The organism is Parabacteroides sp. D25 (assembly GCF_000307475.1).
GTDB classification, from domain to species: domain Bacteria; phylum Bacteroidota; class Bacteroidia; order Bacteroidales; family Tannerellaceae; genus Parabacteroides; species Parabacteroides distasonis.
The window spans coordinates 391,540-416,016 of sequence record NZ_JH976504.1 but is presented as its reverse complement, the minus strand read 5'-3'; the positions used below and the strand labels follow the sequence as shown (position 1 = coordinate 416,016).

24 protein-coding genes, 3 tRNA genes and 1 pseudogene are annotated in these 24,477 nt (G+C 44.8%); 15 read left to right on the top strand and 13 right to left on the bottom strand.

Features of this window, described 5'->3' with window-relative positions; genetic code table 11:
* Positions 1-186, bottom strand: a pseudogene (locus HMPREF0999_RS22975) (conjugal transfer protein TraG); the annotation flags it as partial.
* A complete protein-coding gene (gene ltrA / locus HMPREF0999_RS14520; RefSeq protein WP_009275190.1) occupies positions 122-1,774 on the bottom strand; it encodes a group II intron reverse transcriptase/maturase in 1,653 nt (550 codons plus the stop codon). The pseudogene HMPREF0999_RS22975 and the gene ltrA, both read right to left, overlap by 65 nt.
* 602 nt (positions 1,775-2,376) lie before the next feature.
* Between ltrA and HMPREF0999_RS14515 the strand changes: the two genes are divergently transcribed.
* The 4 genes from HMPREF0999_RS14515 (at position 2,377) to HMPREF0999_RS14500 (ending at position 5,084) form a co-directional block, all read left to right on the top strand.
* Positions 2,377-2,664 (top strand): hypothetical protein, encoded by a 288-nt coding sequence (locus tag HMPREF0999_RS14515; protein WP_009276230.1) that lies wholly within the window; start codon positions 2,377-2,379, stop codon positions 2,662-2,664.
* Positions 2,665-2,795: 131 nt separating this feature from the next.
* Complete coding sequence (locus tag HMPREF0999_RS14510; protein WP_005867594.1) at positions 2,796-4,010, top strand: aminotransferase class V-fold PLP-dependent enzyme; 1,215 nt, start codon at positions 2,796-2,798, stop codon at positions 4,008-4,010.
* Positions 4,011-4,012: 2 nt separating this feature from the next.
* Complete coding sequence (locus HMPREF0999_RS14505; RefSeq protein WP_010182212.1) at positions 4,013-4,411, top strand: VanZ family protein; 399 nt, start codon at positions 4,013-4,015, stop codon at positions 4,409-4,411.
* Positions 4,412-4,484: 73 nt separating this feature from the next.
* Positions 4,485-5,084, top strand: coding sequence for a ribonuclease HII (locus HMPREF0999_RS14500; protein ID WP_005859375.1), 600 nt, complete (start codon positions 4,485-4,487; stop codon positions 5,082-5,084).
* A 117-nt stretch (positions 5,085-5,201) separates the two neighbouring features.
* Here the strand turns inward: HMPREF0999_RS14500 and HMPREF0999_RS14495 are convergent, their stop codons facing one another.
* From HMPREF0999_RS14495 to HMPREF0999_RS14455, 9 genes are all read right to left on the bottom strand, one after another.
* Entirely contained in the window at positions 5,202-5,627 is a 426-nt protein-coding gene (locus HMPREF0999_RS14495) for a SufE family protein (protein ID WP_005859374.1), read from the bottom strand.
* A 12-nt stretch (positions 5,628-5,639) separates the two neighbouring features.
* Complete coding sequence (locus HMPREF0999_RS14490; protein ID WP_008779227.1) at positions 5,640-6,629, bottom strand: M20 family metallopeptidase; 990 nt, start codon at positions 6,627-6,629, stop codon at positions 5,640-5,642.
* A 13-nt stretch (positions 6,630-6,642) separates the two neighbouring features.
* The gene (locus HMPREF0999_RS14485; RefSeq protein ID WP_009276229.1) at positions 6,643-8,493 is read right to left on the bottom strand and encodes a fused gamma-glutamyl-gamma-aminobutyrate hydrolase/peptidase; all 1,851 of its coding nucleotides are present in this window, start codon (positions 8,491-8,493) and stop codon (positions 6,643-6,645) included.
* Between the two features lie 22 nt (positions 8,494-8,515).
* Entirely contained in the window at positions 8,516-10,300 is a 1,785-nt protein-coding gene (locus HMPREF0999_RS14480) for a gamma-glutamyl-gamma-aminobutyrate hydrolase family protein (protein ID WP_009276228.1), read from the bottom strand.
* On the bottom strand, positions 10,293-12,248 hold the full coding sequence (gene gyrB, locus HMPREF0999_RS14475; RefSeq protein ID WP_005859370.1) for a DNA topoisomerase (ATP-hydrolyzing) subunit B: 1,956 nt from the start codon (positions 12,246-12,248) through the stop codon (positions 10,293-10,295). The genes HMPREF0999_RS14480 and gyrB overlap by 8 nt, the downstream gene beginning before the upstream one ends.
* A 171-nt stretch (positions 12,249-12,419) precedes the next feature.
* Positions 12,420-12,494, bottom strand: a tRNA-Glu gene (locus HMPREF0999_RS14470).
* A 68-nt stretch (positions 12,495-12,562) separates the two neighbouring features.
* Complete coding sequence (gene rpsT, locus HMPREF0999_RS14465) at positions 12,563-12,817, bottom strand: 30S ribosomal protein S20 (RefSeq protein ID WP_005859369.1); 255 nt, start codon at positions 12,815-12,817, stop codon at positions 12,563-12,565.
* Positions 12,818-12,858: 41 nt separating this feature from the next.
* Positions 12,859-12,930, bottom strand: a tRNA-Glu gene (locus HMPREF0999_RS14460).
* A 116-nt stretch (positions 12,931-13,046) separates the two neighbouring features.
* Positions 13,047-13,451 (bottom strand): DUF2721 domain-containing protein, encoded by a 405-nt coding sequence (locus HMPREF0999_RS14455; protein ID WP_005859368.1) that lies wholly within the window; start codon positions 13,449-13,451, stop codon positions 13,047-13,049.
* A gap of 77 nt (positions 13,452-13,528) precedes the next feature.
* On the opposite strand from HMPREF0999_RS14455, the gene recO reads away from it, so the two are divergent.
* Together recO and HMPREF0999_RS14445 are read left to right on the top strand one after the other, a co-directional pair.
* Positions 13,529-14,254 (top strand): DNA repair protein RecO, encoded by a 726-nt coding sequence (gene recO, locus HMPREF0999_RS14450; protein WP_010182204.1) that lies wholly within the window; start codon positions 13,529-13,531, stop codon positions 14,252-14,254.
* 187 nt (positions 14,255-14,441) lie between these two features.
* Positions 14,442-14,513, top strand: a tRNA-Arg gene (locus tag HMPREF0999_RS14445).
* Positions 14,514-14,602: 89 nt separating this feature from the next.
* On the opposite strand, the gene HMPREF0999_RS14440 is transcribed toward HMPREF0999_RS14445, so the two are convergent.
* Positions 14,603-15,016, bottom strand: coding sequence for a hypothetical protein (locus HMPREF0999_RS14440; RefSeq protein WP_009276226.1), 414 nt, complete (start codon positions 15,014-15,016; stop codon positions 14,603-14,605).
* 98 nt (positions 15,017-15,114) lie between these two features.
* On the opposite strand from HMPREF0999_RS14440, the gene HMPREF0999_RS14435 reads away from it, so the two are divergent.
* Positions 15,115-15,528, top strand: coding sequence for an ATP-binding protein (locus HMPREF0999_RS14435; protein ID WP_005859341.1), 414 nt, complete (start codon positions 15,115-15,117; stop codon positions 15,526-15,528).
* A gap of 11 nt (positions 15,529-15,539) precedes the next feature.
* Positions 15,540-15,851 carry an STAS domain-containing protein gene (locus HMPREF0999_RS14430; protein WP_005859339.1) on the top strand — a complete coding sequence of 104 codons (312 nt, stop codon included), beginning with the start codon at positions 15,540-15,542 and terminating at the stop codon, positions 15,849-15,851.
* A 57-nt stretch (positions 15,852-15,908) separates the two neighbouring features.
* Here the strand turns inward: HMPREF0999_RS14430 and HMPREF0999_RS14425 are convergent, their stop codons facing one another.
* Complete coding sequence (locus HMPREF0999_RS14425; RefSeq protein ID WP_009276225.1) at positions 15,909-16,868, bottom strand: hypothetical protein; 960 nt, start codon at positions 16,866-16,868, stop codon at positions 15,909-15,911.
* A gap of 155 nt (positions 16,869-17,023) precedes the next feature.
* Here HMPREF0999_RS14425 and HMPREF0999_RS14420 point away from each other — a divergent pair, with 155 nt between their 5' ends.
* The 7 genes from HMPREF0999_RS14420 (at position 17,024) to nagB (ending at position 24,376) form a co-directional block, all read left to right on the top strand.
* Positions 17,024-18,178, top strand: coding sequence for a Gfo/Idh/MocA family protein (locus tag HMPREF0999_RS14420; RefSeq protein WP_009276224.1), 1,155 nt, complete (start codon positions 17,024-17,026; stop codon positions 18,176-18,178).
* A gap of 14 nt (positions 18,179-18,192) precedes the next feature.
* The gene (locus HMPREF0999_RS14415; RefSeq protein ID WP_009276223.1) at positions 18,193-19,185 is read left to right on the top strand and encodes a sugar phosphate isomerase/epimerase family protein; all 993 of its coding nucleotides are present in this window, start codon (positions 18,193-18,195) and stop codon (positions 19,183-19,185) included.
* Positions 19,186-19,217: 32 nt separating this feature from the next.
* The gene (locus tag HMPREF0999_RS14410; protein ID WP_009276222.1) at positions 19,218-20,219 is read left to right on the top strand and encodes a metallophosphoesterase family protein; all 1,002 of its coding nucleotides are present in this window, start codon (positions 19,218-19,220) and stop codon (positions 20,217-20,219) included.
* A gap of 103 nt (positions 20,220-20,322) precedes the next feature.
* Positions 20,323-21,219, top strand: a complete 897-nt coding sequence (locus HMPREF0999_RS14405) for a diaminopimelate dehydrogenase (RefSeq protein ID WP_005867618.1) — start codon at positions 20,323-20,325, stop codon at positions 21,217-21,219.
* A 95-nt stretch (positions 21,220-21,314) separates the two neighbouring features.
* Entirely contained in the window at positions 21,315-22,148 is an 834-nt protein-coding gene (gene lgt / locus HMPREF0999_RS14400; protein ID WP_005859327.1) for a prolipoprotein diacylglyceryl transferase, read from the top strand.
* A gap of 62 nt (positions 22,149-22,210) precedes the next feature.
* Positions 22,211-23,407 (top strand): FprA family A-type flavoprotein, encoded by a 1,197-nt coding sequence (locus HMPREF0999_RS14395; protein WP_005859325.1) that lies wholly within the window; start codon positions 22,211-22,213, stop codon positions 23,405-23,407.
* Between the two features lie 156 nt (positions 23,408-23,563).
* Entirely contained in the window at positions 23,564-24,376 is an 813-nt protein-coding gene (gene nagB / locus HMPREF0999_RS14390) for a glucosamine-6-phosphate deaminase (RefSeq protein WP_005859323.1), read from the top strand.
* The last annotated feature ends 101 nt before the right edge of the window (positions 24,377-24,477 follow it).

Here is a 24,477-nt window from a genome sequence, read left to right as displayed (position 1 = left end):
ATCGGGTAAGTCAAGGGCATTACTGCCCCCTTCTCCCCTAAGAACCGTACGTGAGAGTTTCCCCTCATACGGCTCAAGCAACTCAATATTTCTATTTGTTGTTAGAAATCGGCTCATACTTTCAACAGTTTCGTTTATTTCGCTTGTAGCAGTTGTTATGGACAAGTTGCCGTACAATTGAACCACCAACAGATATTTCATTGACGTTCCATGCTTTTGTACAATCTATCTCCTTGCCGCATAACGGACAAGTCCGCTTCTGCTTGTTCCATAAATATAAGAGTGACTTACGTCCTTTGAGAGATTCCAGCATTTGTTGCTCCTTTCGCTGAAAGAAATAATCATCGTATTCCGGGTCGAAAGGGTTTGCCTCCCCCTTGACTTGCTTGTACGGAGTATAATGTATATCCGACAACCTTTTAAGGGTCAGGTAGTTCACTTTCTTGCTTTTTGTTTCATATTTCCATGCAAACGTCCATTTACGCCCCCGAATTTCATGCCAATACTTATCTGCAACCCAAGACTTGCGTTTCTTTGGGTGGCGACGTAAAGCCCATTTCTTTGTGAGGTTGTAAATGTGATTGTCGCAACCGTGAAAAGCATTGGTTGATGCACCATATCGGTAATAGTTTCCCCAACCTGTTATCACAGGATTGAGCATTCGTATCAGCGATTCCTGCTTACACATTTTATGTCCTTTAACGATGTCACTGATTTTTGCCCTAAAGCGTTTCTGTGCATCTTTGGACGGAGATGTGTACAGCCTTTTGCCGAACTTCCTTACATTGAAACCTAAGAAATCAAATCCATCGTATATGTTCGTAATGGTAGTTTTCTCTTCGGATAAGGTAAGACCCCTTTCTTTGAGAAATTCTATCACCATTGGTTTGACCTCGTTTTCCAATAATTCCTTATCTCGACCCGTGATTATAAAGTCGTCCGCATACCTGATAAGATTCACTTTGTAGTGGAATGTCTTATAGTTGATGAAACGTCTTTTGAATCTTTCAGCCAAGAGTGGTTGAAGTCCGTCAAGTGCCATATTTGCAAGTGTCGGTGATATGATACCTCCTTGTGGTGTACCCTCTTCTGTCGGGAACAGTTTACCATTGAATACAGCTCCACATTTCAGCCATTTTCTGAGTATTGTTTTATCCATAGGGATATTTTCAATAAGCCAGTCGTGACTGATGTGGTCGAAGCAACCCTTAATATCTCCCTCCAAAATCCATTCGGGGGAATGCTGGCGATTTAGAACCGTATCAATCTGACGAATTGCGTCCATTGTCCTGCGCTTCTTTCGGAAGCCGTAAGAAAAACGGCCGCCTGTCGTTTCGGCTATCGGTTCCAATGCCATGAGATATAATGCTTGCATCGCCCTGTCTTTCATGGTCGGTATTCCCAACGGTCGGAGTTTACCGTTCTTTTTCTTGATGTGAACCCTACGGAGCGGCTGTGGATGGTAGCCACGACGTCTAAGTTCACCGATTGCTTTGTACTTGCGCTTGGGAGAGTCCCAAAGCTGTTTATCTACTCCAGACGTATTCTTCCCTTTGTTGGAAGTAACCCTCTTTACTGCCAATGCCTTGGCGTAAAAAGAGTGAGTAAGCATCCACTGCAAGGTTTTCACCTTGTTATGTCTGCCTTCTTTCTGAGCCTTTACAATACGCGCTTGTAGCTTTCGGACATAGGTTTCACACTTAGACCAGTTCATACCGTCCCAAGTCAGATTCCTGCTGTCAGCAGGCGCACACGATGTTTTAATCTCGTTCATTTGCTTTCCTCCTTTTGAAAGTTCTAAAAGTTATCTTGTAAAGAGTTACCATATACGGAAGTCTGCCCACTTTCGTGTCGGATGATGTTACCCTCATTAACTCGTGATGTTGGTTCAATCCGTATCCTCCCCATTACAGGGCGGCATTCGCTTTCTTCGTTATCTCATACCTGCACCCCATTCGGCTTGCCTTGCGGTTCGCTTACTCGCATTATTACGAGAGAGATACAGGCTTGCCCTGTTCCACGCAATTGACAAACGGATAGTTTAGGTTCTGCCAAGTCCGCCGGCAGTGCTATGTCCGTGTAACCCCAACATGGGCGAGGGTTATCCGACTGCTTACCTTTTGGTGAGAGCTAAAGTATCTTGCGCTCCTTCAAACCTTACGACGGCTAAAGTCAGTTCACATTACGTTAACCATGCTATCCAGCCTCGCCACTCGACGGTATGATACTAACCGCCCTTGACGTTCCCTCACGGTTCAGTCTTGTCCTTTCGGAAAGTGTACTTTGTCCTATAAGCTTAGCACAACCCATCACTGGAGATGCACCTTATAGTAGGCTACCGCTGACGGAACAGCGGGTTAAATCTTGTAATATACATTGCTGTTTAACAATCAATTACGTGACTTTTCAGGTCACACCCATGATTATTTATATTGGGAATTTCACGAGTTGAATGGCCGGGAAGCATTACGCTCCGGTAAATGGAAACTAATCCGGCAACCGATCGTGGGTGAGACTATATTGGAACTGTATGATTTAAGTAATGATATACACGAGGATACAAATCTGGCGGAGAAATATCCCGATAAGGTAAAAGAACTGGCAGTCTTGATGGACAACGCCCGCATAGAGTCTCCGTACTTTAACTTTGGAAGAGAAAAGTAAACGTGCGAGAAGAGAATAAAGTGTAGGCGTAATATCTGTTAGGTAATGATAAAAAAGGCTTTCTTTCAGCGAGAAAGCCTTTTTTTTGTATCTTTGGCTCTCGTAATTTTAAGACAAAAAGAAGTAAGACTATGTTAGACGTTCAAGCGATCCGAAAAGACTTTCCGATCTTGGATCATAAGATATACGATAAACCGCTGATATATTTCGATAATGGTGCTACTACCCAGAAACCTCGTCAAGTGGTAGAAAAGATAGAGAATGGATATTATAACGTAAACGCTAATATCCACCGAGGCGTACATTTCTTGAGCCAAGCGGCGACAGAGGCGCATGAGGAGGCTCGCAAAACGGTACAGCATTTCTTGAATGCCCGTTCCTCGAATGAGATTATTTTTACCCGGGGAACTACGGAATCCATTAATTTGATCGCTTCCAGCTTTACGGATGAATGTATGTCGGCAGGGGATGAGGTGATCGTGTCCGTGATGGAGCATCATTCCAATATCGTTCCTTGGCAGATACAAGCGGCCCGGAAAGGTATTACGTTGAAGGTGATCCCGATGAATGAGAAAGGGGAGTTGAATCTGGATGAGTATCGTAAATTATTCTCGGATAAGACTCGTTTGGTTTCCGTGACTCATGTGTCTAATGTCTTGGGTACGGTGAATCCGGTAAAGGCGATGATCGAGATCGCTCATGAACAAGGCGTGCCGGTGTTGGTAGACGGGGCTCAAGCCGTTCCGCATATGAAGGTGGATGTGCAGGACTTGGATGCGGAGTTCTATGTTTTCTCTGGTCATAAGATTTACGGACCGACGGGTATCGGGGTCTTGTATGGCAAAGAGGAGTGGTTGGATAAACTTCCTCCGTATCAGGGAGGAGGCGAGATGATCGCTACGGTCTCGTTCGAGAAGACAACTTTTAATGAGCTTCCCTTTAAGTTTGAGGCGGGAACTCCGGATTATATTGGTAGCACGGCGTTGGCGGAAGCCTTGCGGTATGTAGACCGGATCGGTATAGAGAATATAGCTGCTTATGAGGATGAGCTTTTGCGGTATGCGACCGCTGGATTAAATACGATCGAAGGGATGCGTATTTTCGGACAAGCGGATCATAAAGGAGCGGTGCTTTCTTTTTTGGTGGGTAATATCCATCATTACGATATGGGGATGTTGCTGGATCGTTTGGGAATAGCGGTTCGTACAGGGCATCATTGTGCCCAGCCTTTGATGCATGCCTTAGGGATCGAGGGTACGGTGCGGGCGTCTTTCTCCTTTTATAATACGAAAGAGGAGATCGATACGTTCATCGCAGGTGTGGAACGAGTTCGGAAGATGTTTTGAGTATGATGTATTATATTAAGAAATATCCGTTTTCACTGGCAATTATATTGGTCGTTATTTACTTGTCGTTCTTTAAGCCGCCGAAGATGGATGATATCCCTTTATTCCCGGGTGTGGACAAGGTGGTTCATTTCTGTATGTATGGGGGGATGTCGGGTATGCTATGGCTGGAGTTCTTGCGGAATCACCGGAAGTATGAGACGGTATTATGGCATGCTTGGATCGGGGCAGTTTTATGCCCGATCGTTATGAGTGGGATTATTGAGATATTGCAAGAATATTGTACGACGTACCGGGGTGGGGATTGGTTTGATTTCTTGGCGAATACTTGCGGGGTGATCGCCGCTACGGCATTCGCTTGGTTCGTGCTTCGCCCTTGGATTGTGAATGAGCAAAAATAATGTACAACCTTGTAGAGACGGGGCGTGCTCCGTCTCTACAAAGCTATATATACGATAAATAATAAACTGGGATATGTTATTACCATATATGGAAACCGGGCGTATAGAGGCCGGGTGTGATGAGGCGGGAAGAGGCTGCTTGGCGGGTGCGGTATTCGCCGCCGCCGTGATTCTTCCGGAAGATTTTAAGAATGAGGATTTAAACGATAGCAAGCAATTAAGCGAGAAGAAACGGTATAAGCTTCGTCCTGTCATCGAACGTGAGGCGATCGCTTGGGCGGTAGGCATCGTCAGTCCGGAAGAGATCGATAAGATTAATATCTTAAAGGCTTCTTTCTTGGCTATGCATCGTGCGATCGAGCAACTGAAAGTACGGCCGGAACATTTATTGATCGATGGAAACCGTTTTACCCCTTATCCCGATATTCCGCATACGACCGTAGTAAAAGGCGATGGCAAATACCTGAGTATCGCCGCCGCCTCTATATTGGCTAAAACCTATCGTGATGATTATATGAATGAATTGGCCTTGGAATACCCCGCTTATCATTGGCTGGACAATAAAGGTTATCCTACCAAGGTCCACAGGGAAGCGATTCGTACCCACGGAATCACGCCTTATCATCGCAAGACATTCACGCTTTTACCGGAGCAGCTTACACTAGGTTTTTAATACGTATATAGGCATAACCTTATGCGTATATACGTATGAGGCTATGCCTATATCGGTGTAGGCTTACACGTATATACGTATCGGCTCGTGCCTATATACGTGTGAAAACACCTATTTTTATTGTTGTTCCTTTGCCCGGTAAGCCATTGCGTACAGACGCATTTGCTTCACCATCGCTACCAACCCGTTGGAACGAGTAGGGGATAAATGCTCTTTTAATCCTACCTTGTCGATAAAGTAAAGATCGGCATCCAGTATCTCCTGCGGGGTATGGCCGGATAGGATATTGATCAAAAGGGATACGATACCTTTTACGATCACGGCGTCGCTTTCTCCTTGGAAAATAATCTTTCCATCTGCATAATCCGCTTGGAACCAAACCCGGCTTTGGCAACCCTCGATCAAGTTGCTTTCCGTTTTATATTTCTCATCGAGCGGGGGAAGGGAGTTTCCCAGATCTATTAATAACGCATATTTATCCATCCAATCATCGAAGACTGAGAATTCTTCGATTACATTGTCTTGAAGTTCATTGATTGTCATTTTATCAGTATTTTATCGATTGTATATTACTTCCAGTACGGTTTGACCGGCAGCTTTTAGAGTCTCACGGTCTATATTTTCCATATTATCTTTTTGAGTATGCCAATAACTGGCGAAACCTGTTTTAGACTCAGGGTCGTAGTTAATGATGTCGATACTCGGGATATTACGTCCGCTAATCACATATTGGTGATCGTCTATGAGCGCTCCGCCGGTGGCGTTAATGAAATATTTGCCATATCCCAGATCGCGGGCCGCGCTCCATACCATCTCGACGATCGGGGCTGCCGCACGTAAGGATTGTTGCTCCTTGAAAAACGTGGCGTTCTTGCCGCCCACCATATCCAATAAGATTCCGTATTCCGCCGTATAATTAGGGACATGCGGATTTTTTGCCCAGAACTGGGTACCTAGGCACCAGCTATCCGGTGTATAATCGGTTACGAATTCCGGCGTACCATAATCCTCCGCGTCGAAGAAAATAATATCGATGCCGATACCCGGGGCTTTTTGCCCGATTTGACGGGCGATCTCCAATAAGGCACCTACGCCGCTACCGCCATCGTCCGCCCCGTCCAATGGAGTCCGGTGCTTGGAAGGATCGGGATCGTGGTCCGAATAGGGACGGCTGTCCCAATGCGCGAATAGTAAAACACGTTTACTATTCTCCGGATCAAACGAGCCTATGATGTTTCTCGCTTCCAGCTTCGTTCCGTCGTAGGCGGTCAGTATCGCTTCCTGTTGGTAGACTTTGGCGCCAAAGCGCTTCAATTCAGATGCTAAGTAATCCCCGCATGCTTTATGAGCCGCCGTGTTAGGTACACGGGGACCAAAAGCGACTTGGTTCGCTACATAGGCGTAAGCGCTGTCTGCGTTGAAATCGGGAACAGCTGAGGCGATCGGTTGTTTTTTGATCTCCGGCATATTACCTGTCTCTTTGGTTCCTTTGGCTCCACATGATAAAAGAGCAAAACTCAATAACGCAAAAAATAATCTGATCATAAATCTGTTTTGTTTATAATGTTTTTACGGAGGCAGTCGCTTGAACCTCGTCTAATACACGCATCAAGTTTCCACCCCATATCTTGGCGATATCTTCCTCTGTATATCCTTTCTCTATTAATTTAACAGTGATCTGTATGAAATCGTTGTCACTTTCGCAACCGATAATTCCGCCACCGCCATCAAAATCAGAGCCGATACCTACATGATCGATACCGGCGACTTTCACCATATGATCGATATGTTCGATCGCATCGGTAAGGCTCGCGTTTTTATAATCCTCATTGATATAGCGGTCGAGCAAGCAAACTTGCGCTACGCCTCCATTTTGGGCAAGGGCCTTTAGTTGTTCGTCGGTCAGGTTACGGTCGTGCTTGCACATCGCCATGGATGAGGAATGCGAGCAGATGATCGGGGCCTTGGACAATTTGATAACATCCCAAAATGACTTCTCAGAGGCATGAGACATATCCACCATGATACCTTGGCGATTCATCTCTTTCACAACCTCTTCACCAAACGGACTTAAACCGTCCCATTCTTTCTTGGTATGGGTGGATGAGTCGCAAATATCGTTATCGTAGGAGTGGCAGAGCGTGATATAATTGACACCCATCGCCTTGAACTTAGCGATATTCGCCAGATCCTTACCAATGCCGTATCCATTCTCTATACCGATAAAGAACGCTTTTTTCCCTTCATTTTTCAAGCGGATGAAGTCTTGGTTCGTAACGGCGATGCCACATAAATCCTTATTCAATTCAGCTTGCTTGCGAATACCTTCGATCAAGCCTGTTACTTTTTGTACGGCTTCTTGTAAAGAGGCCTCATCACGTTTACCTTGTCCGATGAAGGCCGCAAGGAACACCCCGTCTAGTTTCCCTTCTTGCATCTTAGGGATGTTTACCCGGTTACGTTCCCGGTCCGCGATGCTGAATCCGGCACGTTTGAACCAGAAAGGAGTATCGGTATGTGTATCTACGGAAAGGAAATGCTTGTGCATCTCTTTGGCTTGGTGGAAAGTCTCGGCCTTTCCTATCAGATGGCGGAATATCCTTAACATCGTAGTGTCGCCTCCGTAAGTCAACGCTTCCGGATGCCATTGAACTCCCATGATGGATCGATTCGGATAAGCGTCGATAGCCTCGATAATACTGTCGGGCGCATAAGCGGTAGCCTTGAAGATAGGCGCCAACTCCTTGATCGCTTGATGATGAAGAGAGTTTACGGCTAAGGTATCTTTCCCTAGAATAGAGGCTAGCTGTGAGTTCGCGTCAACAAAGACACGGTGTGAGCCATACGAACTGGGTAAATCTTGCCTATGCTTGACAGAATGATCGCCACGTTGTGAGGGGATGTCTTGGTAAAGCGTACCGCCAAACGCTACATTCAACAGTTGCAATCCCCGGCATATGCCTAAGACGGGAATATTTTGGTCGGTAGCCATCTTGATTAGTTTCAACTCATACAAATCGCGTACCGGATCGACTTCCTCCAGCTTTTCCCGAGGCTCCTCCTCATACCATAGAGGGTTTACATCCGCTCCTCCTATAAGAACTAACCCGTCTAAATTCGATACGATATTCCTGAGTACTTTACCGTCAGTAACAGCCGGGATGATAATCGGAGTTCCCCCTGCCTTTACGATGGATTGGATATAGGTGGCCCCTACCCGGGAAGCACCACTTGAGATACTGGCGGAAATCCCGATCAATGGGGAGAATCGTGCCCGCACGTTTACATCGCAAGAGTCTGTCAACTCATATAGCTTTTTTAAGTTGGGGACTTCCGATCCGGGTGTCTGTGCCTGTGCTCCACATAAGATACTACAGGCGCATATTGCTGTGTATAAGATATTTTTCATAATATGTAGTTGTTTTCGTTTGCTATTTGTTTGGAAAATCTTGTATAGCGGTCATAACCCTTAGCAAGTTCCCACCCCATATTTTCCGTATATCTTCTTCTGTATATCCTTCTTCTAAAAGTCGGACGGTAATGTTAATCAACTCATTGGTAGCCGAGCAACCGATCAGTTCCCCGTCTCCGTCAAAATCCGAGCCGATTCCTACATGATCGATACCGATTAAATCCACGATATGATTGATATGGCGGATAGCGTCGCTTAAAGAAGCTTTTTCCTCTTCCTTATTGATGAATCCTTTGTATAGGCAGATTTGGGCGACACCCCCTTGAGCGGCCAGCGCTTTCAGTTGATCATCCGTTAAATTGCGGGGATGATCGCAAAGCGCACGTGCGGAAGAGTGGGAGGCTATGATTGGCGTCTCGCTCACTTCCAGTACCTGATAAAAGGTACTTTCCGCCGCATGCGAGATATCAACCATGATTCCTAATCGGTTCATCTCTTTTACCACTTCCTTACCGAAAGGACTTAGTCCTTTCCATTCCTGTTTTCCTCTAGCGGAATCACAAATATCGTTATCCCCATTATGGCATAAGGTGATATAAGAAACTCCCATCTCCTTGAACATTCGTAGGTTTTCGACCAGCTTCCCTAAAGCGTACCCGTTCTCGATGCCGAGGCAGATCGCTTTTTTCCCTTGCGCCTTAATCGTCCGGATCTCTTGGGGGGTAGTCGCTATAACCATCCGGTCCGGATGTAAGGTTTGCTGGCGTTTTACTTGATTCAGCCGTTCTATCGCATACGCTGTCGCTGCCTGTAAGGATGCCTCATCTCGTTTACCTTGCGGGATATAGGCGACCATAAAGGTCGCGTCGATACGCCCTTCTTCCATAAAAGGAAGATTCACTTTCCCTCCTTCTTTCTCCCCGATATTAAATTCACCGGGAAAGATCATTGGGGTATCTGTATGGGAATCGATCGTCACGATCCGTTGATGGATCGCTTTGGCTTTTGCGAAACGGCGGGCATTCTCGATATGGTAAGCGAATAGGGCTTTCATGGCCTCATCCCCTTGCGGAGCCATGGCCTCCGGATGCCATTGTACACCGAATATCGTTTTCTCCGTATGTTCCATAGCCTCATTGATTCCATCCGGGGCGGTCGCTGTCGCTCTAAATCCGGGGGCGACCTCTTTTACCGCTTGATGGTGGAAAGAGTTGACAAGGATTTGTTCATCTCCATTGAAAATAGTACGTAGGCGGTTCATTCCCGGTTCGAGTGTTACCGTATGCGACGGATATTCCCGAGCCAATGTCTGGCTGTGTTTCAATAGAGCATGATTGGCTTGTGAATGGATGTCTTGATAGACACTTCCTCCGAACGCTACATTCATGATCTGATGCCCCCGGCAAATACCCATGATCGGAATTTGTCGGTTAGCGGCCAAGCGAAGCAAGATCAAATCGTATTCGTCACGTAACGTATCTACGTCTTGCAATTGCGGGATAGGCTCCTCATGCAAATAGAGCGGATTGATGTCTCCACCCCCGCTCATAACTAATCCGTCTAGTTCGGAAACCAGTACGGTCAATGCTTTCAGATCCGTGATCACCGGGATAAGTACCGGGGCTCCCCCCGCATCCAGCACGGCTTGCACGTAGGTCTCGGCTATACAGGAAAGTCCGTCTCTCCGGTTAGCGGATATTCCTATTCGGGGAGGTTGAAGGCTTTCTTTAGCCGGTATATAATTATCAACTTCTTTGTATAGGGCCTCTAGATTCGGATGACGGACTTTCATGATTTTAAGCATCTATGTTAGCATATGTAGCGTTTTCCTCGATAAACTCGCGGCGAGGGCCTACGTCTTCACCCATCAACATGGCGAAGATTTGGTCAGCCTCGGCTGCGTTGTCGATCGTGATTTGCTTTAACGTACGGTTTTCCGGGTTCATGGTCGTATCCCACAATTGATGGTCGTTCATTTCTCCCAAACCTTTGTATCGTTGTGTATGGATCGAGTTCTCGTTGCCTCCTCCATATTTTAAGATGAACTGCTGACGTTGTTGCTCGGTCCAGCAATATTCCTCAACCTTACCTTTCTTACACAAATAGAGGGGAGGAGTCGCCAGATACACATATCCGTTCTCGATCAAGGAACGCATACGGCGGAAGAAGAAGGTCAAGATCAATGTGGCGATGTGGCTACCGTCCACATCGGCATCGGTCATGATAATCACCTTGTGGTAACGCAGCTTCTCCATGTTCAACGCTTTCGGGTCATCCTCCGTACCGACGGTTACGCCCATCGCGCGATAGATGTTCTGGATTTCCTCGCTTTCGAAGATCTTATGATCCATCGCTTTCTCCACGTTCAATATCTTACCGCGCAATGGTAGGATCGCTTGGAAGTTACGGTCGCGTCCTTGCTTAGCCGTACCCCCTGCGGAGTCTCCCTCGACAAGGAACAATTCGCAGATCGCTGCGTCTTTAGAGGAACAGTCCGCCAATTTACCGGGGAGCCCACCTCCTGTCAGCGGAGATTTGCGTTGTACCAATTCGCGAGCCTTACGAGCGGCATGGCGGGCTTGAGCGGCCAAGATCACCTTGTCGACGATTATTTTCGCCTCTTTCGGATGTTCTTCCAAATAATAGCCTAACGCCTCGCCGATCGCCATATCCACGGCACCGGTAACCTCGCTATTACCCAGCTTCGTCTTTGTCTGTCCCTCAAACTGAGGCTCGGCTACCTTGATAGAGATAACGGCGGTCAAACCTTCACGGAAGTCATCCCCTTGAATCTCCACCTTGGCTTTCTCCAATAATTTAGAATCCTCGGCGTACTTTTTCAACGTACGGGTCAGACCCCGGCGGAAACCGGCTAAGTGTGTACCACCTTCTATCGTGTTAATATCATTTACGTAAGAGAATACGCTCTCGTTGTAAGAAGTATTATAAGTTAACGCCACCTCGACAGGGATACCCTGCTTCTCGGTAACGATATGGATTACGTCTGGAATCAGTTTCTCTTTAGAACGGTCGATATAGCGGACAAACTCTTTCAATCCCTCATCCGAATGGAATACCTCGGACTTGAATGAACCGTCTTCTTTCAGAACTCGCTTATCTGTCAGACGTAGCGTAATACCTGCGTTCAAGAACGCTAATTCACGCAAACGGGTAGCCAATATATCATACTTGTATTCCGTGACCGTAAAGATAGAACCGTCCGGCTTGAAAGAGATCGTAGTACCTGTTTTATCCGTATTATCGATAACTTGTACGTCGTGCAACGGCTTTCCGCAAGAGAACTCTTGCATATGTACTTTGCCGTTCCTGCGAACTTCCGCTTTCAGATAAGTAGAGAGGGCGTTTACGCAAGATACACCCACACCGTGCAAACCACCGGATACTTTATAGGTTCCCTTGTCGAACTTACCGCCGGCGTGCAGCACTGTCAGTACTACCTCCAAGGCTGATTTACCTTCTTTCTCATGAATATCCACGGGGATACCACGGCCGTCGTCGGTAACCGTGATCGAGTTGTCCTCATTGATTACCACGTCGATGTATGTACAATATCCGGCTAGCGCTTCGTCTATGGAGTTATCTACGACCTCATACACTAAGTGATGGAGACCTTTCTCGCTGGTATCGCCAATATACATGGATGGCCTTTTTCGTACTGCCTCTAACCCTTCAAGTACTTGAATACTATCTGCGGAGTACTCTGTAGAAGTATTCTTAATTTCTTCACTCATGAGTTTATCTTTCTTTAAAATCTGTAATTATCTATGTCCTCAAAAAAAATCTAACAAATGTAGTGATTTTTATCGAGATAGCGAAGTGGGGGATGTGAAAATAGCGAAAAAAGGACGGGTGTAGTAAAAAAGGAGAGAGATAAGCCATAAACTTATCTCTCTCCTTTTGATTGGTAGCCCATAGGGGAATCGAACCCCTCTTTCAAGAATGAAAATCTTGCGTCCTAGCCGATAGACGAATGGGCCATCAGGTTTAAAAAAGCCGGGCTTATTGAGAGTCCGGCTTTATACTTGTAAAAGTAATTACCTTCTGCTTATGCTAGCGCATTAACGTGCTTAGCCAACTTAGATTTCAGATTACCGGCCTTGTTCTTGTGGATAACGTTCTTTTTTGCAAGCTTATCCAACATAGAGCATACCTTAGGGAATAAAGCTTGTGCCTCATTCTTGTCTTCAGTAGCGCGCAAAACTTTCATAGCGTTTCTAGCTGTCTTTGCGTAATATCTGTTACGCAAACGTCTTGCGTTTGTCTGTCTGATTCTCTTGATTGATGACTTATGATTTGCCATTTCTAGATCTTCTCTTTATTGTTTTTTAATCCTGTTTATTGTAGCCCATAGGGGAATCGAACCCCTCTTTCAAGAATGAAAATCTTGCGTCCTAGCCGATAGACGAATGGGCCAAAATGTCAAAGCTCTCACTTATAGCGTTCTAAGAAAGTGATTTCCCGATTGCGAGTGCAAAGATAGACGATCTCTCTGAACTGGCAAAACATTTCGAAGGAAAATTTAATACTACTCACTGTTTTAACTTCTCTTTAGAACTTATATCTTCCAGATGAATTTCCAAGGCTTTAACGGAAATATTTATTTCCCAGATACATACACATAACGACGCCGCTAATAGCAATAAGGCTATGCCAAATATCCATGCGGCGAAAACCTGCCACGATACATAAATGAAGAACATAGCGATCACGCAGAGCAGCAAACTGAGTATTCCTAATATTTGCATGGAACGGGTCAGATAGAGCCTTTTCCGCAGGTTCGCTATCTGGGCGATATCCTTGGGGTCATGGGTTTGCTGATGCTTTTCTTTCAAGGCACGCACTACGCTGGCGTATGAAAGGAAGCGATTCGTATAGGCCAACAATATCAATGATATGGCGGAAAATAATAAAGAAGGGGTCGTTAAGTCCAACATAATTCTATACTTTAATTATATGTATAACGTTAATTTGAGTATCTTTGTTCTTAATCATCGTCGCAAAGATACGAATTATGTTGTGTAAAACGAGGGGGATTGTCTTGCATACGATCCCTTACAATGATAAATATTCTATTATATATATGTATACGGAGGCGTTTGGCCGGGCCTCGTATCTGGTTAGTCGTAGCCGAGGGAAGAAAAGCACGGTATCGAAGGCTTTGTTTATACCTTTGTCCGTTCTGGAAATGGAGGTGGAGCACTTGAATAAGCGGGACTTGCACCGGATTAAGGAGACCCGCATTTGTTTTCCGCTGAATGATGTTTGTTGTGATCCGGTTAAGAATGTATTGGCGCTTTTCCTCTCGGAGGTTCTTTTTAGGGTCGTGAAAGATACGGAGCCGGATCCCCGTTTATTTGATTATTTATACGAGTCCATACATCTATTGGAGTATGCGGATAAAGGTATCGCTAATTTTCATATGGTTTTCTTGTTAGGTCTTCTCCATCATCTCGGTATTTTCCCGAATATGGAATCGCATAGGGTGGGATATTATTTCGATATGTTGAATGGGGTGTTTACGGATCATATCCCGATGCATCGGCATTATTTAAATAAGGTGGAGAGCGCTTTCTTTTCCCGTTTGCTGCGTATCAGTTTTGAGAATATGTCGCTTTATGGTTTTTCCCGGCAAGAGCGGGCCCGTATTATTCATCGTATTCTTGAGTATTACCGTCTACATCTCCCGGATTTTCCGGAAATCAAATCGTTATCGGTGATGCAAAGCTTATTTGATTGATCTATTTGATGTTATATTAGCTCTTGAAAACACGTACGTGTTTTTTGAAAAAGACGTACATGTTTTTCCGGAAACACGTACATGTTTTTTCGGAAATAATGAGAAGCTTCCGGATAGGCGGGAAAAACATCCGATAACGGTTGCCTATTTGAGGAAAAGATTATACTTTTGCAATCTCAAAAGAGTTGGTCTTGTAGTTCAACGGATAGAATAGAAGTTTCCTAAACTTTAGATCCGGGTTCGATTCCCGGCGAGACTACTTGTATGACTGTTCGAACAATTGAGGAAAGATCCCTGTCTTTTTGATGGATTGTATGATTTTGCCGGGGAAGTACGTAAAGATATCCTTTAGAGACCTATTTGATAGGCCTTAAATGTTACCCATTCGCCATTATATAGACATTTAAAAGTCCGACCACTAATCCATACGTTCTCTAGTGTTGTTCGGCCGTCTTCATAGTCCATATAAAGTATATCGGTATAGTAATTGTCCCAGTCCCAGTAGAATGGAATTTCCTCTCGATCTATGCGTCCGCTTGGGTAATGATAAATTCTTGTATCCCATCCTTTCCCATCCGGATTAAATGTAAGTTGCTGCTCACAATCCAAGCCGTCTACGACAAACCAATCTGTCCATACATAATTACATAAATCATAGGTGATTTCCTCATACGGATCATAATACGGATCCTCCTCGCAACTACTGAACCCGCATAAGACGGCGATCAATAAGAATATGTTTATTAAATATCTTTTAGCCATAACTCTATACCTTATAAATACGATTCGGAGGTAAAGATACAAATTTAAGGAAAGGATATTTCTTTTTTTTATATCTTTAGCGCAAAATTTTCAGATATATGCAAAAAACATTACGCATTAAGAACGATATTCATGAGCTTTCCATGATGAATCAGTTCTTGGAGGAAGCTGGAGAAGAATTGGGATTAAGCACCGCTTTCATGATGAGCCTGAATCTGGTGATGGAAGAAGCTGTCTCAAATATAATTTTTTATGCGTATAAGGGAGATGTTGAGGATGCCGTAGACATTTCGTTGGTCAGGGAAGGTGGGGAATTGATCGTGACTTTGATAGATCATGGGATTGCTTTCGATCCGACTTTAAGAAAAGACCCTGATATTACTTTATCTGCCGAAGACCGTCCAATCGGAGGGTTGGGTATTTTCTTGATCAAGAAGATTATGGATGAGGTCTCTTATCAGAGAGTAGATGAGCGGAATGTCTTTATCATGAAGAAAAAAATAACCGAATAAAATATAAAGATATGGAAGTAGTTATTGACCAAAAAGGTGAAGAGACTGTAATTAAGATCAAAGGAAGATTGGATACGAATACGGCTCGCGAATGCGAGGAAAAGGTTTTGCCGGTATGGGAGAATCCGGGAGTAAAAGTATGTGTCGATTGTTCTGATTTGGAATATGTGAGTAGTGCGGGCCTCCGATTGTTTTTAATATTACAAAAAATGACGACTGCCAAGAAAGGGTCTTTACGTTTGATCGGTATGCGGAATGTGGTTCGTGAGACCTTTAGTTTGACGGGATTTAACGCTCTCTTCAAGATAGAAGACGCAAAATAAGTGTGAAGGTTAGGAAAAAGGTAGCCGGTGTGTCAAATTTGGCACACCGGTTTTGTATTAATCTTTTAGATCTTTGTCGATGGGGCTATCCCATTTGCCACCGTTTAATATATCAAGGGTGAAGGTATCGTCTGATTCCTTCGGGGTGTAGAGAATCCCAGTATAACGAATAATGTGATTTATGAGAGGCAGGATGTCATTAACCTCTCTTTCCCGGGTTACTTCATTTATCTGATTTTTGGCCGAGAGGTGTGCTTTGAGCATGAATTCCGGAGCCGGGATAAACGTGAAGAAGGAATGGGAGAAATTTGTTTTCCCGATATCAGAGTCGTTAAAAGTGTCGGTTTGTGTATAAGGCGTGTTTTGAGAAATGCCATTCCCAGTGGTTAAGTCAATCTTGTTTTGATAATTGGAGACATTTATCGTGAAGCTTTTTAGGTCTTTAGGTACGGCATCGGTGGATATGAACTCTATTTTACCGACGATTCTTTGTAAGGTGATATCCTTAATGATTCTTTCTCCCGCTTGTACTTCTTGAGCTAGAAAAAGATGAAACGTATCTGATACTTTACTGAATAGTGCGGTTTGTCCGGACACGGAGATATTCTTGTCTGAGTGGGCTAGGAAACAAATATGATAGTCGCCGGAGGGCAGTGAATCATAAATGATCGTGAAATCCGGATCTTGAGGCGTGAATTGCTTATGTTTTACCAGAATGTCCGGTTTTCCGCTTTGGTATACGATATAATCGATCCGGTTGTATAAATTATCCGGATCGATATCCGGTGTAGAAGGATCTTCCTCGGCATCGGGATTTTGGGGAATAGGCTCAGGGATATTCAGCTCGGGAATACTCTTGGTTACGGGGAAGGGTAATACTTCCTTTTGTAAATCGATCGTAAACTGTATGGGGGATAATTCCTCTTGTAGGTCGGGGTTAGGTACTTCCTTTTCCGTTCCATTACAACAACAAAAACAAAGCAGACAGGCGATAGCCACTAATTCATTTTTCTTCATAGTTGATATTTTTGGTAAATGTTTGACGCAAAGGAACGATATATTTTGTGAATTAAAAAATATTAAGCTGTTAAATTGGCGTACGCAGGGTTATTTTTCATAGCTTTGTGAATCAACAATGTAATTACCTTAGTTTAATAAAACGGAATAATACCATGAAACGAAAAATCAGAATGGGAATGGTCGGTGGAGGACAAGGCTCGTTTATCGGGGCCGTTCATCGTATCGCCGCTAATTTAGACGGACAGATCGAGTTGGTCTGTGGATGCTTCAGTTCTCGCCCGGAGAATTCATTGGCTACCGGACAATCTTTATTTTTACCGGATAATCGTATTTACGCATCTTATCAGGAAATGATAGAGAAAGAGGCCGCCCTGCCTGAAGGCGAACGGATGGATTTTGTGTCTATCGTTACCCCGAATCATGTGCATTTCGGTCCGGCCATGATGGCGTTGGAACATGGTTTCCATGTCGTACTGGATAAACCGATGACATATACCTTGGATGAGGCGAAGCAATTACGAGACAAAGTGAAGGAAACCGGAAAATTGTTTATGCTGACTCATACCTATACCGCTTACCCGATGGTGAAGGAGGCTCGGGAAAGGGTACGCAGGGGGGATTTAGGTAAGATACGCCGTATTTATGTGGAATATCCTCAAGGCTGGCTATATAATGACTGCGCTGATGTTAATAAGCAGGCGGCTTGGCGGGTGGATCCCGGTCGGTCGGGGAAGGCTGGTTGCATGGGGGATATCGGGACTCATGCGTTTAATCTGGCGGAATATATAACAGGGCTGAAGGCCGTGGAATTATGCGGTGAATTGAATACCTTCGTGCCGGATCGTCTTTTGGATGATGATGGGGCGGCATTGATCCGTTATGAGGGAGGCGCGAAAGGGGTGCTGACCGCTAGCCAGATCGCCGTAGGTGTAGAGAATGGCTTGAATATTCGTGTGTATGGAGAGAAAGGTGGGTTGGAATGGCGTCAAGAAGAACCGAATACGATGGTTATGCGTTGGCCGGATCGTCCGGCGGAGATCGTCCGTACTTCCAATGGATATATGTCGGGTATCGCCGCTCATAATTCCCGTACGCCGGGTGGGCATCCGGAAGGTTATATAGAGGCGTTCGCTAATTTGTATCGGAATTTCGCCTTGGCTTTGCAATCGATTCTGGCGGGAGAGGAACCGGCTCCTGAGACCTTGGATTTCCCTTCCGCAGAGGATGGTGTCCGTGGCATGCGGTTTATCGAGACGATTGTAGCTACCGGATCGACAGAGAATAAATGGATAAAAATAATCGACTAAAAATAATACTATATATGGCACGTCCTGTAACATTGTATACCCTCCAGTGGGGAGATTTATCACTGGAAACAGTTTGTCAAAAAGCGAAAGAATTCGGATACGACGGTGTGGAATTGGGACTTCCCGATCATGTGGATGTCCGACGTACGGATACGGCTTATTATCAAGGAATCAAGGATCTGTTAAAGAGATATGACTTACGGCTTTATGCGATCTCTACCCATTTGGTAGGACAGGCTGTTTGCGATAATATCGATGAGCGCCATAAGGCGATCTTGCCGGATTATATTTGGGGAGATGGTGATCCGGAAGGGGTTCACCAACGGGCTACCGAGGAGATGATCCGGACCGCCCATGCGGCAAAGATGCTGGGAGTCGATACGATTGTAGGTTTTACGGGTAGTTCTATTTGGCATTATTTGTATTCTTTCCCTCCGGTAACGGACGCGATGATACAAAAGGGGTATGATGATTTCGCCCGTCGCTTTACGCCCATCTTGGATGAGTTTCAGAAACTGGGTGTACGTTTTGCGTTGGAGGTACATCCTACAGAGATCGCGTTCGATACTTTTTCCGCACGCAGAGCATTGGAGGCGGTAAATAACCATCCTGCTTTCGGCTTTAACTATGATCCGAGTCATCTAGGATATCAAGGGGTGGACTATGTGGATTTCATCTATCAGTTTCCGGAGCGTATCTTTCATGTGCATATGAAGGACGTATATTGGAGTGATACCCCCAAGCAGGTGGGTATATTCGGCGGTCATGTTACTTTCGGTGATCCCCGTCGATATTGGAATTTCCGTAGCTTAGGACGAGGAAAGATTAATTTTGAGGAGATTATCCGTGCTTTGAATTCAATTGGCTATCAAGGTCCGCTTTCCGTGGAATGGGAAGATAGCGCTATGGATCGGGAACATGGGGCACGGGAATCTTGCGAATTGGTGAAGAGAGTGGATTTCCAACCTTCCGCACATGCGTTCGACGCTTGTTTCGGAAAGGAATAAATAATTATTAATTACAAAAAACACGAGATTTGATGAGTGTGAGAAAGTGGATGTTTGCCGGGGCCTTGTTATTGGCCGCCGGCTTGAGTTCTTTGGGATTTGCCCAAAAAACGGGGTTGAAGTTTAATCCGGATAAGAAGTTTAAGATTGTACAGTTTACGGACTTGCATGTGAAATGGCAAGACCCTCGCTCGGACATCGCTTTTGAGCGTATGAACCAAGTGTTGGATGACGAGAAACCGGACTTGGTGATTTTTACGGGAGATATTATCTATAGCAAACCTGCGTTGGAAAATATGCGGAATGTATTGAAGACAGTCTCCGACCGTAAAATACCGTTCTCCATTGTTTTCGGAAATCATGATAATGAGCAGGGGGCGACAAAAGAGGAGTTGCTGAAAGTAGCCGAAAGCCTACCGTATAGTTTAACGGCGGATGAGGTTCCCGAAATCTCAGGCGTGGGTAATTACGCCTTGACCGTACGTTCCTCCGACGGGAAGAAGGATGCTTTCGTCTTGTATTGCATCGATTCGAATACCTATTCAACTATCAAGGGGGTAAAAGGATACGATTATATTAAGCGTGACCAGATCGATTGGTATTGTAAGAAAAGCGCAGAGTTTACCCGGAATAACGGGGGAGAGCCGGTTCCTTCTTTGGCTTTCTTCCATATTGCGTTGCCGGAGTTTAATCAAGCGGCTTCCGATGAGAATGCCCAACTCTATGGCATACGTAGGGAAAAGGCATGCGCTCCGGCCTTGAATTCCGGCTTATTTACGGCGATTAAGGAGAACGGGGACGTGATGGGTATATTTGTCGGTCATGATCATGACGATGATTATGCGGTTTGCTGGTATGACGTATTATTGGCTTACGGTCGTTTTACGGGTGGTCCGACGGAATACATCCATATACCAAATGGAGCACGTGTGATCGAATTGAACGAGGGAGCCCGTACCTTCAAGACTTGGATTCGTACGAAAGCCGGTGTAGAGCAGCTTACTACCTATCCGGATTCATTCGTGAAAGAGTGAGGATCTATATCATTCTGAAAATGATATAAAAACTGTATTCCTTATTGTTAAAGCTCTAAATTATATCTAACTTTGCGGTTGGTTGAAAAGTAAAAACTAGAGTATGAAGAAAATTAGAGCCGCCATCGTAGGTTATGGCAACATCGGGAAATATGTGTTAGAGGCCCTTGAAGCTGCCCCGGATTTTGAGGTAGCAGGTATTATTCGTCGTAATCCGAATGATATTCCGGACGAGTTGAAGGCATACACGGTTACTGATAGCATCACCAAGTTAGATAAGGTTGACGTAGCGGTTTTGGCTACTCCTACACGTAGCGTGGAAGAGCATGCGAAAGAGATTCTGGCTTTAGGCATCAATACTGTCGATAGTTTCGATATACACGGAGGTATCGTGGATTTACGTCGTTCTTTGGACGCTGTAGCGAAGGCTCATAATACGGTAGCTGTAATTTCTGCCGGTTGGGATCCGGGAAGCGACTCTGTGGTACGTGCTTTGTTAGAAGCGATGGTGCCGAAAGGTATTACTTATACGAACTTCGGTCCGGGAATGAGTATGGGGCATACGGTTGCCGTGAAGGCTATCGAAGGCGTGAAGGCGGCTTTAAGTATGACGATTCCTTTGGGAACAGGTGTACACCGTCGTATGGTTTATATCGAGGTAGAAGACGGATACGATTTCAAGCAAGTGTCTGCCGCTATCAAGGCGGATGATTATTTCGCTCATGATGAGACTCATGTAATGCAGGTTGAATGTGTCGATAATTTGTTGGACATGGGACATGGTGTGAACTTGGTTCGTAAAGGTGTATCGGGCAAGACTCAGAACCAGTTGATCGAATTCGATATGAAGATCAATAACCCTGCCTTGACCGCTCAAATCTTGGTTTCTGTCGCTCGTGCGAGCTTGAAGCAACAACCGGGCGCATATACGATGATCGAATTGCCGATAATCGATATGCTGTACGGCGAGAGAGAGAACTTAATTAGAAGACTCGTTTAATATAAGTTGATGGTTGACAGCTGGCAATTGACAGTTCGGGAAATCCTGACTTGCGATTGTCGACTGTCAATTGTCAATTGCCAACTGAAATAATTATGCTTGATTTTATTACATGGACTGCCGATCCCGCTATCTTTACCATCGGTTCCCGGGAGATTCGTTGGTATGGATTGGCTTTTGCGATTGGTTTCGCTATTGGCTATATGATTGTAGAGCGGATGTGGAAAAAAGAGGGACTGCCGCCCGCATGGATCGATTCCCTTTTGATTTATACGATGCTCGGTACGGTGATTGGTGCCCGTTTGGGGCATTGTTTGTTTTATGCGCCGGAATATTATTTAGCCAACCCGATTGAGATTTTCAAGATTTGGGAGGGAGGATTGGCTAGCCATGGTGGTACGTTAGGTATAATTATCGCCATTTATTTCTACTCGAAGCGAGTAAGCCATAAAAGTATGTTATGGGCTTTCGATAAGTTGGTGGTTCCGACAGGATTGGTAGCTGCTATGATTCGTCTGGGAAACCTGATGAATCATGAGATTTACGGTCATTCCACTGATTTGCCTTGGGGATTTCGTTTTATCGATAATTTACACGCATGGAGAATGGGGGCGGAGCCTATTTTTACAGCTCCGAGCCATCCGACGCAATTGTATGAGGCCGCTTGTTATCTGGTGACGTTCGCTATCTGTATGTGGCTATATTTCAAGAAAGAGGCATGGAAAAAGCAAGGACTTATCTTCGGCGTATTTATGATATGCGTATTCGGGTCTCGTTTCTTCATCGAATTCGTGAAAAATGACCAAGAGCCTTTCGAGGCTGGAATGATGTTGAATATGGGGCAATGGCTAAGTATCCCGTTTGTTTTGGCAGGGTGCTGGTTTGTCTGGAGAGCGCTAAGAAATGGAAAATTAAAAATTGAGAATTGAAAATTAGAGAGCACACGCTTTGTTATTTTCAATTTTTAATTATCAATTATCAATTAAAAAAGATGTACAAGTTAAAAGAAATTGCGGATAAAGTTTATTATGTAGGAGTTAATGACCGTCAAAAGGCCCTCTTCGAGAATATGTGGCCGTTGCCATACGGCGTTTCCTATAACTCGTACTTGATCGTAGACGAGAAAACCGTATTGATCGATACGGTCGATGTTTGTTACTCTGATATTTTCTTGAAAAAAGTAGCGGATGCCTTGGACGGACGTTCTTTGGATTATCTCGTGGTAAATCATATGGAGCCGGATCATGCGGGAAGTATCCGTTTGTTGCGTCAGCAATATCCGGACGTACAGATTGTCGGAAACAATAAGACTTTCGGAATGCTGGAAGGATATCATGGCATCAAGGAAGGCTTGTTTGAGGTGAAAGAGGGTGATACCTTGAATACGGGTCGTCATGAGCTTGTATTTTATATGGCTCCGATGGTGCATTGGCCGGAAGTGATGGTTACTTATGACGTTACGGATAAAATCGTATTCTCCGCGGATGCGTTCGGTACGTATGGCACATTGGATGGTGGTGTGATCGATACGGAGATGAACGTGGAGCATTATTGGGAAGAGATGATTCGCTATTACTCCAACATTGTCGGAAAATATGGAAGTCCAGTACAAAGAGCATTACAGAAGCTTTCGGGCTTGGATATCCAGACGATTTGCTCTACCCATGGACCTGTTTGGCGTGAATATGCGTCGAAAGCGATCGATATCTATGACCGTATGAGCCGCTACGAAGGTGAGGAAGGCGTGGTTATTATTTATGGCAGCATGTATGGTAACACGGAGCAGATGGCTGAGGCGATCGCCGCTTCTTTGGCTGATAATGGCATCAAGAATATTGTGATGCATAATGTTAGCAAAAGCCCTTCTTCTTATATCTTGAAAGATGTGTTCAAATATAAGGGAGTTATCGTAGGTAGCCCGACTTATAGCAATCAATTGTTCCCAGAGGTGGAAGCTGTGTTGAGTAAGATCGAGTTGCGTGAGGTGAAAAATCGTATTTTCGGTTATTTCGGGTCTTTCACATGGGCTGGAGCCGCCGTGAAACGTTTGGCGGCTTTTGGCGAGAAGATGAAGTGGGAGACTGTCGGTACGCCGGTTGAGCAGAAGCAAGGTTTAAGCGCTACTAAATACGAGGAGTGTTTAGCCTTGGGCAAGGAAATGGCTGGGAAATTGAAAATGGAGAATTGAGAATTGAAAAGTCTAAAGGCTCCGACAACAGATAAAACGAAAGCTATTAACAATAGATCTAATTTATAAACAAAAGAAAGGCGAGATGCGTAGATTGGGAATCCTTTAATTTTCAATTTCCAATTTTCAATTTTCAATTAAAAAAAGCGTAACGTTATGAGATTAATTATCGAACCTAATTACGAGCAACTCTCAAAATGGGCTGCCAATTATGTAGCAGCGAAGATCAAAGCCGCGAATCCAACCGCTGAAAAACCATTCGTACTGGGCTTGCCTACCGGATCTTCTCCGCTGGGTATGTACAAGAACCTGATTGAATTGAACAAGCAGGGTGTCGTATCGTTCCAGAACGTGATCACTTTCAATATGGATGAGTATGTCGGCCTTCCGAAAGATCATCCGGAAAGCTATCATTCTTTCATGTGGAATAATTTCTTCAGTCATATCGATATCAAACCGGAGAACGTAAATATCTTGAATGGTAACGCCGAGGATTTGGAGGCTGAGTGTGCGTCTTATGAGGCTCGCATGAAAGCGGTCGGTGGCGTAGACCTGTTCTTGGGTGGTATCGGTCCTGATGGCCATATTGCGTTCAATGAGCCGGGTTCATCTTTGAGTTCTCGTACTCGTATCAAGACGTTAACTACAGATACGATTATCGCTAACTCCCGTTTCTTTGATAATGACGTGAATAAAGTTCCGAAGACTTCTGTAACGGTTGGTGTAGGTACGGTTCTTGACGCTAAGGAGGTATTGATCATGGTAAATGGTCATAACAAGGCTCGTGCGTTGCAACAAGCCGTTGAGGGTGCCGTGAACCAAATGTGGACAATTACCGCCTTGCAGTTGCATCCGAAGGGAATCATTGTTTGCGATGAGGCGGCTTGTGCGGATCTTAAGGTAGGTACTTATAACTATTTCAAGGATATCGAGAAGGATCATCTTTGTCCTTGTTCATTGCTAAAATAAACGAATCTCAGATAGGGCTTTCTTTGAATGCCCATCATAAGGAGTTAAGAATGCCCATTGTAAGGAGTTTACGATGGGCATTCTTATAACCTTACGATGGG

Coding starts and splice junctions, on each gene's coding strand:
- ltrA (WP_009275190.1), bottom strand. CDS start 1,774: ATGAACGAGATTAAAACATCGTGTGCGCCTGCTGACAGCAGGAATCTG.
- HMPREF0999_RS14510 (WP_005867594.1), top strand. CDS start 2,796: ATGTTAGACGTTCAAGCGATCCGAAAAGACTTTCCGATCTTGGATCAT.
- HMPREF0999_RS14505 (WP_010182212.1), top strand. CDS start 4,013: ATGATGTATTATATTAAGAAATATCCGTTTTCACTGGCAATTATATTG.
- HMPREF0999_RS14500 (WP_005859375.1), top strand. CDS start 4,485: ATGTTATTACCATATATGGAAACCGGGCGTATAGAGGCCGGGTGTGAT.
- HMPREF0999_RS14495 (WP_005859374.1), bottom strand. CDS start 5,627: ATGACAATCAATGAACTTCAAGACAATGTAATCGAAGAATTCTCAGTC.
- HMPREF0999_RS14490 (WP_008779227.1), bottom strand. CDS start 6,629: ATGATCAGATTATTTTTTGCGTTATTGAGTTTTGCTCTTTTATCATGT.
- HMPREF0999_RS14485 (WP_009276229.1), bottom strand. CDS start 8,493: ATGAAAAATATCTTATACACAGCAATATGCGCCTGTAGTATCTTATGT.
- HMPREF0999_RS14480 (WP_009276228.1), bottom strand. CDS start 10,300: ATGCTTAAAATCATGAAAGTCCGTCATCCGAATCTAGAGGCCCTATAC.
- gyrB (WP_005859370.1), bottom strand. CDS start 12,248: ATGAGTGAAGAAATTAAGAATACTTCTACAGAGTACTCCGCAGATAGT.
- rpsT (WP_005859369.1), bottom strand. CDS start 12,817: ATGGCAAATCATAAGTCATCAATCAAGAGAATCAGACAGACAAACGCA.
- HMPREF0999_RS14455 (WP_005859368.1), bottom strand. CDS start 13,451: ATGTTGGACTTAACGACCCCTTCTTTATTATTTTCCGCCATATCATTG.
- recO (WP_010182204.1), top strand. CDS start 13,529: ATGTTGTGTAAAACGAGGGGGATTGTCTTGCATACGATCCCTTACAAT.
- HMPREF0999_RS14440 (WP_009276226.1), bottom strand. CDS start 15,016: ATGGCTAAAAGATATTTAATAAACATATTCTTATTGATCGCCGTCTTA.
- HMPREF0999_RS14435 (WP_005859341.1), top strand. CDS start 15,115: ATGCAAAAAACATTACGCATTAAGAACGATATTCATGAGCTTTCCATG.
- HMPREF0999_RS14430 (WP_005859339.1), top strand. CDS start 15,540: ATGGAAGTAGTTATTGACCAAAAAGGTGAAGAGACTGTAATTAAGATC.
- HMPREF0999_RS14425 (WP_009276225.1), bottom strand. CDS start 16,868: ATGAAGAAAAATGAATTAGTGGCTATCGCCTGTCTGCTTTGTTTTTGT.
- HMPREF0999_RS14420 (WP_009276224.1), top strand. CDS start 17,024: ATGAAACGAAAAATCAGAATGGGAATGGTCGGTGGAGGACAAGGCTCG.
- HMPREF0999_RS14415 (WP_009276223.1), top strand. CDS start 18,193: ATGGCACGTCCTGTAACATTGTATACCCTCCAGTGGGGAGATTTATCA.
- HMPREF0999_RS14410 (WP_009276222.1), top strand. CDS start 19,218: ATGAGTGTGAGAAAGTGGATGTTTGCCGGGGCCTTGTTATTGGCCGCC.
- HMPREF0999_RS14405 (WP_005867618.1), top strand. CDS start 20,323: ATGAAGAAAATTAGAGCCGCCATCGTAGGTTATGGCAACATCGGGAAA.
- lgt (WP_005859327.1), top strand. CDS start 21,315: ATGCTTGATTTTATTACATGGACTGCCGATCCCGCTATCTTTACCATC.
- HMPREF0999_RS14395 (WP_005859325.1), top strand. CDS start 22,211: ATGTACAAGTTAAAAGAAATTGCGGATAAAGTTTATTATGTAGGAGTT.
- nagB (WP_005859323.1), top strand. CDS start 23,564: ATGAGATTAATTATCGAACCTAATTACGAGCAACTCTCAAAATGGGCT.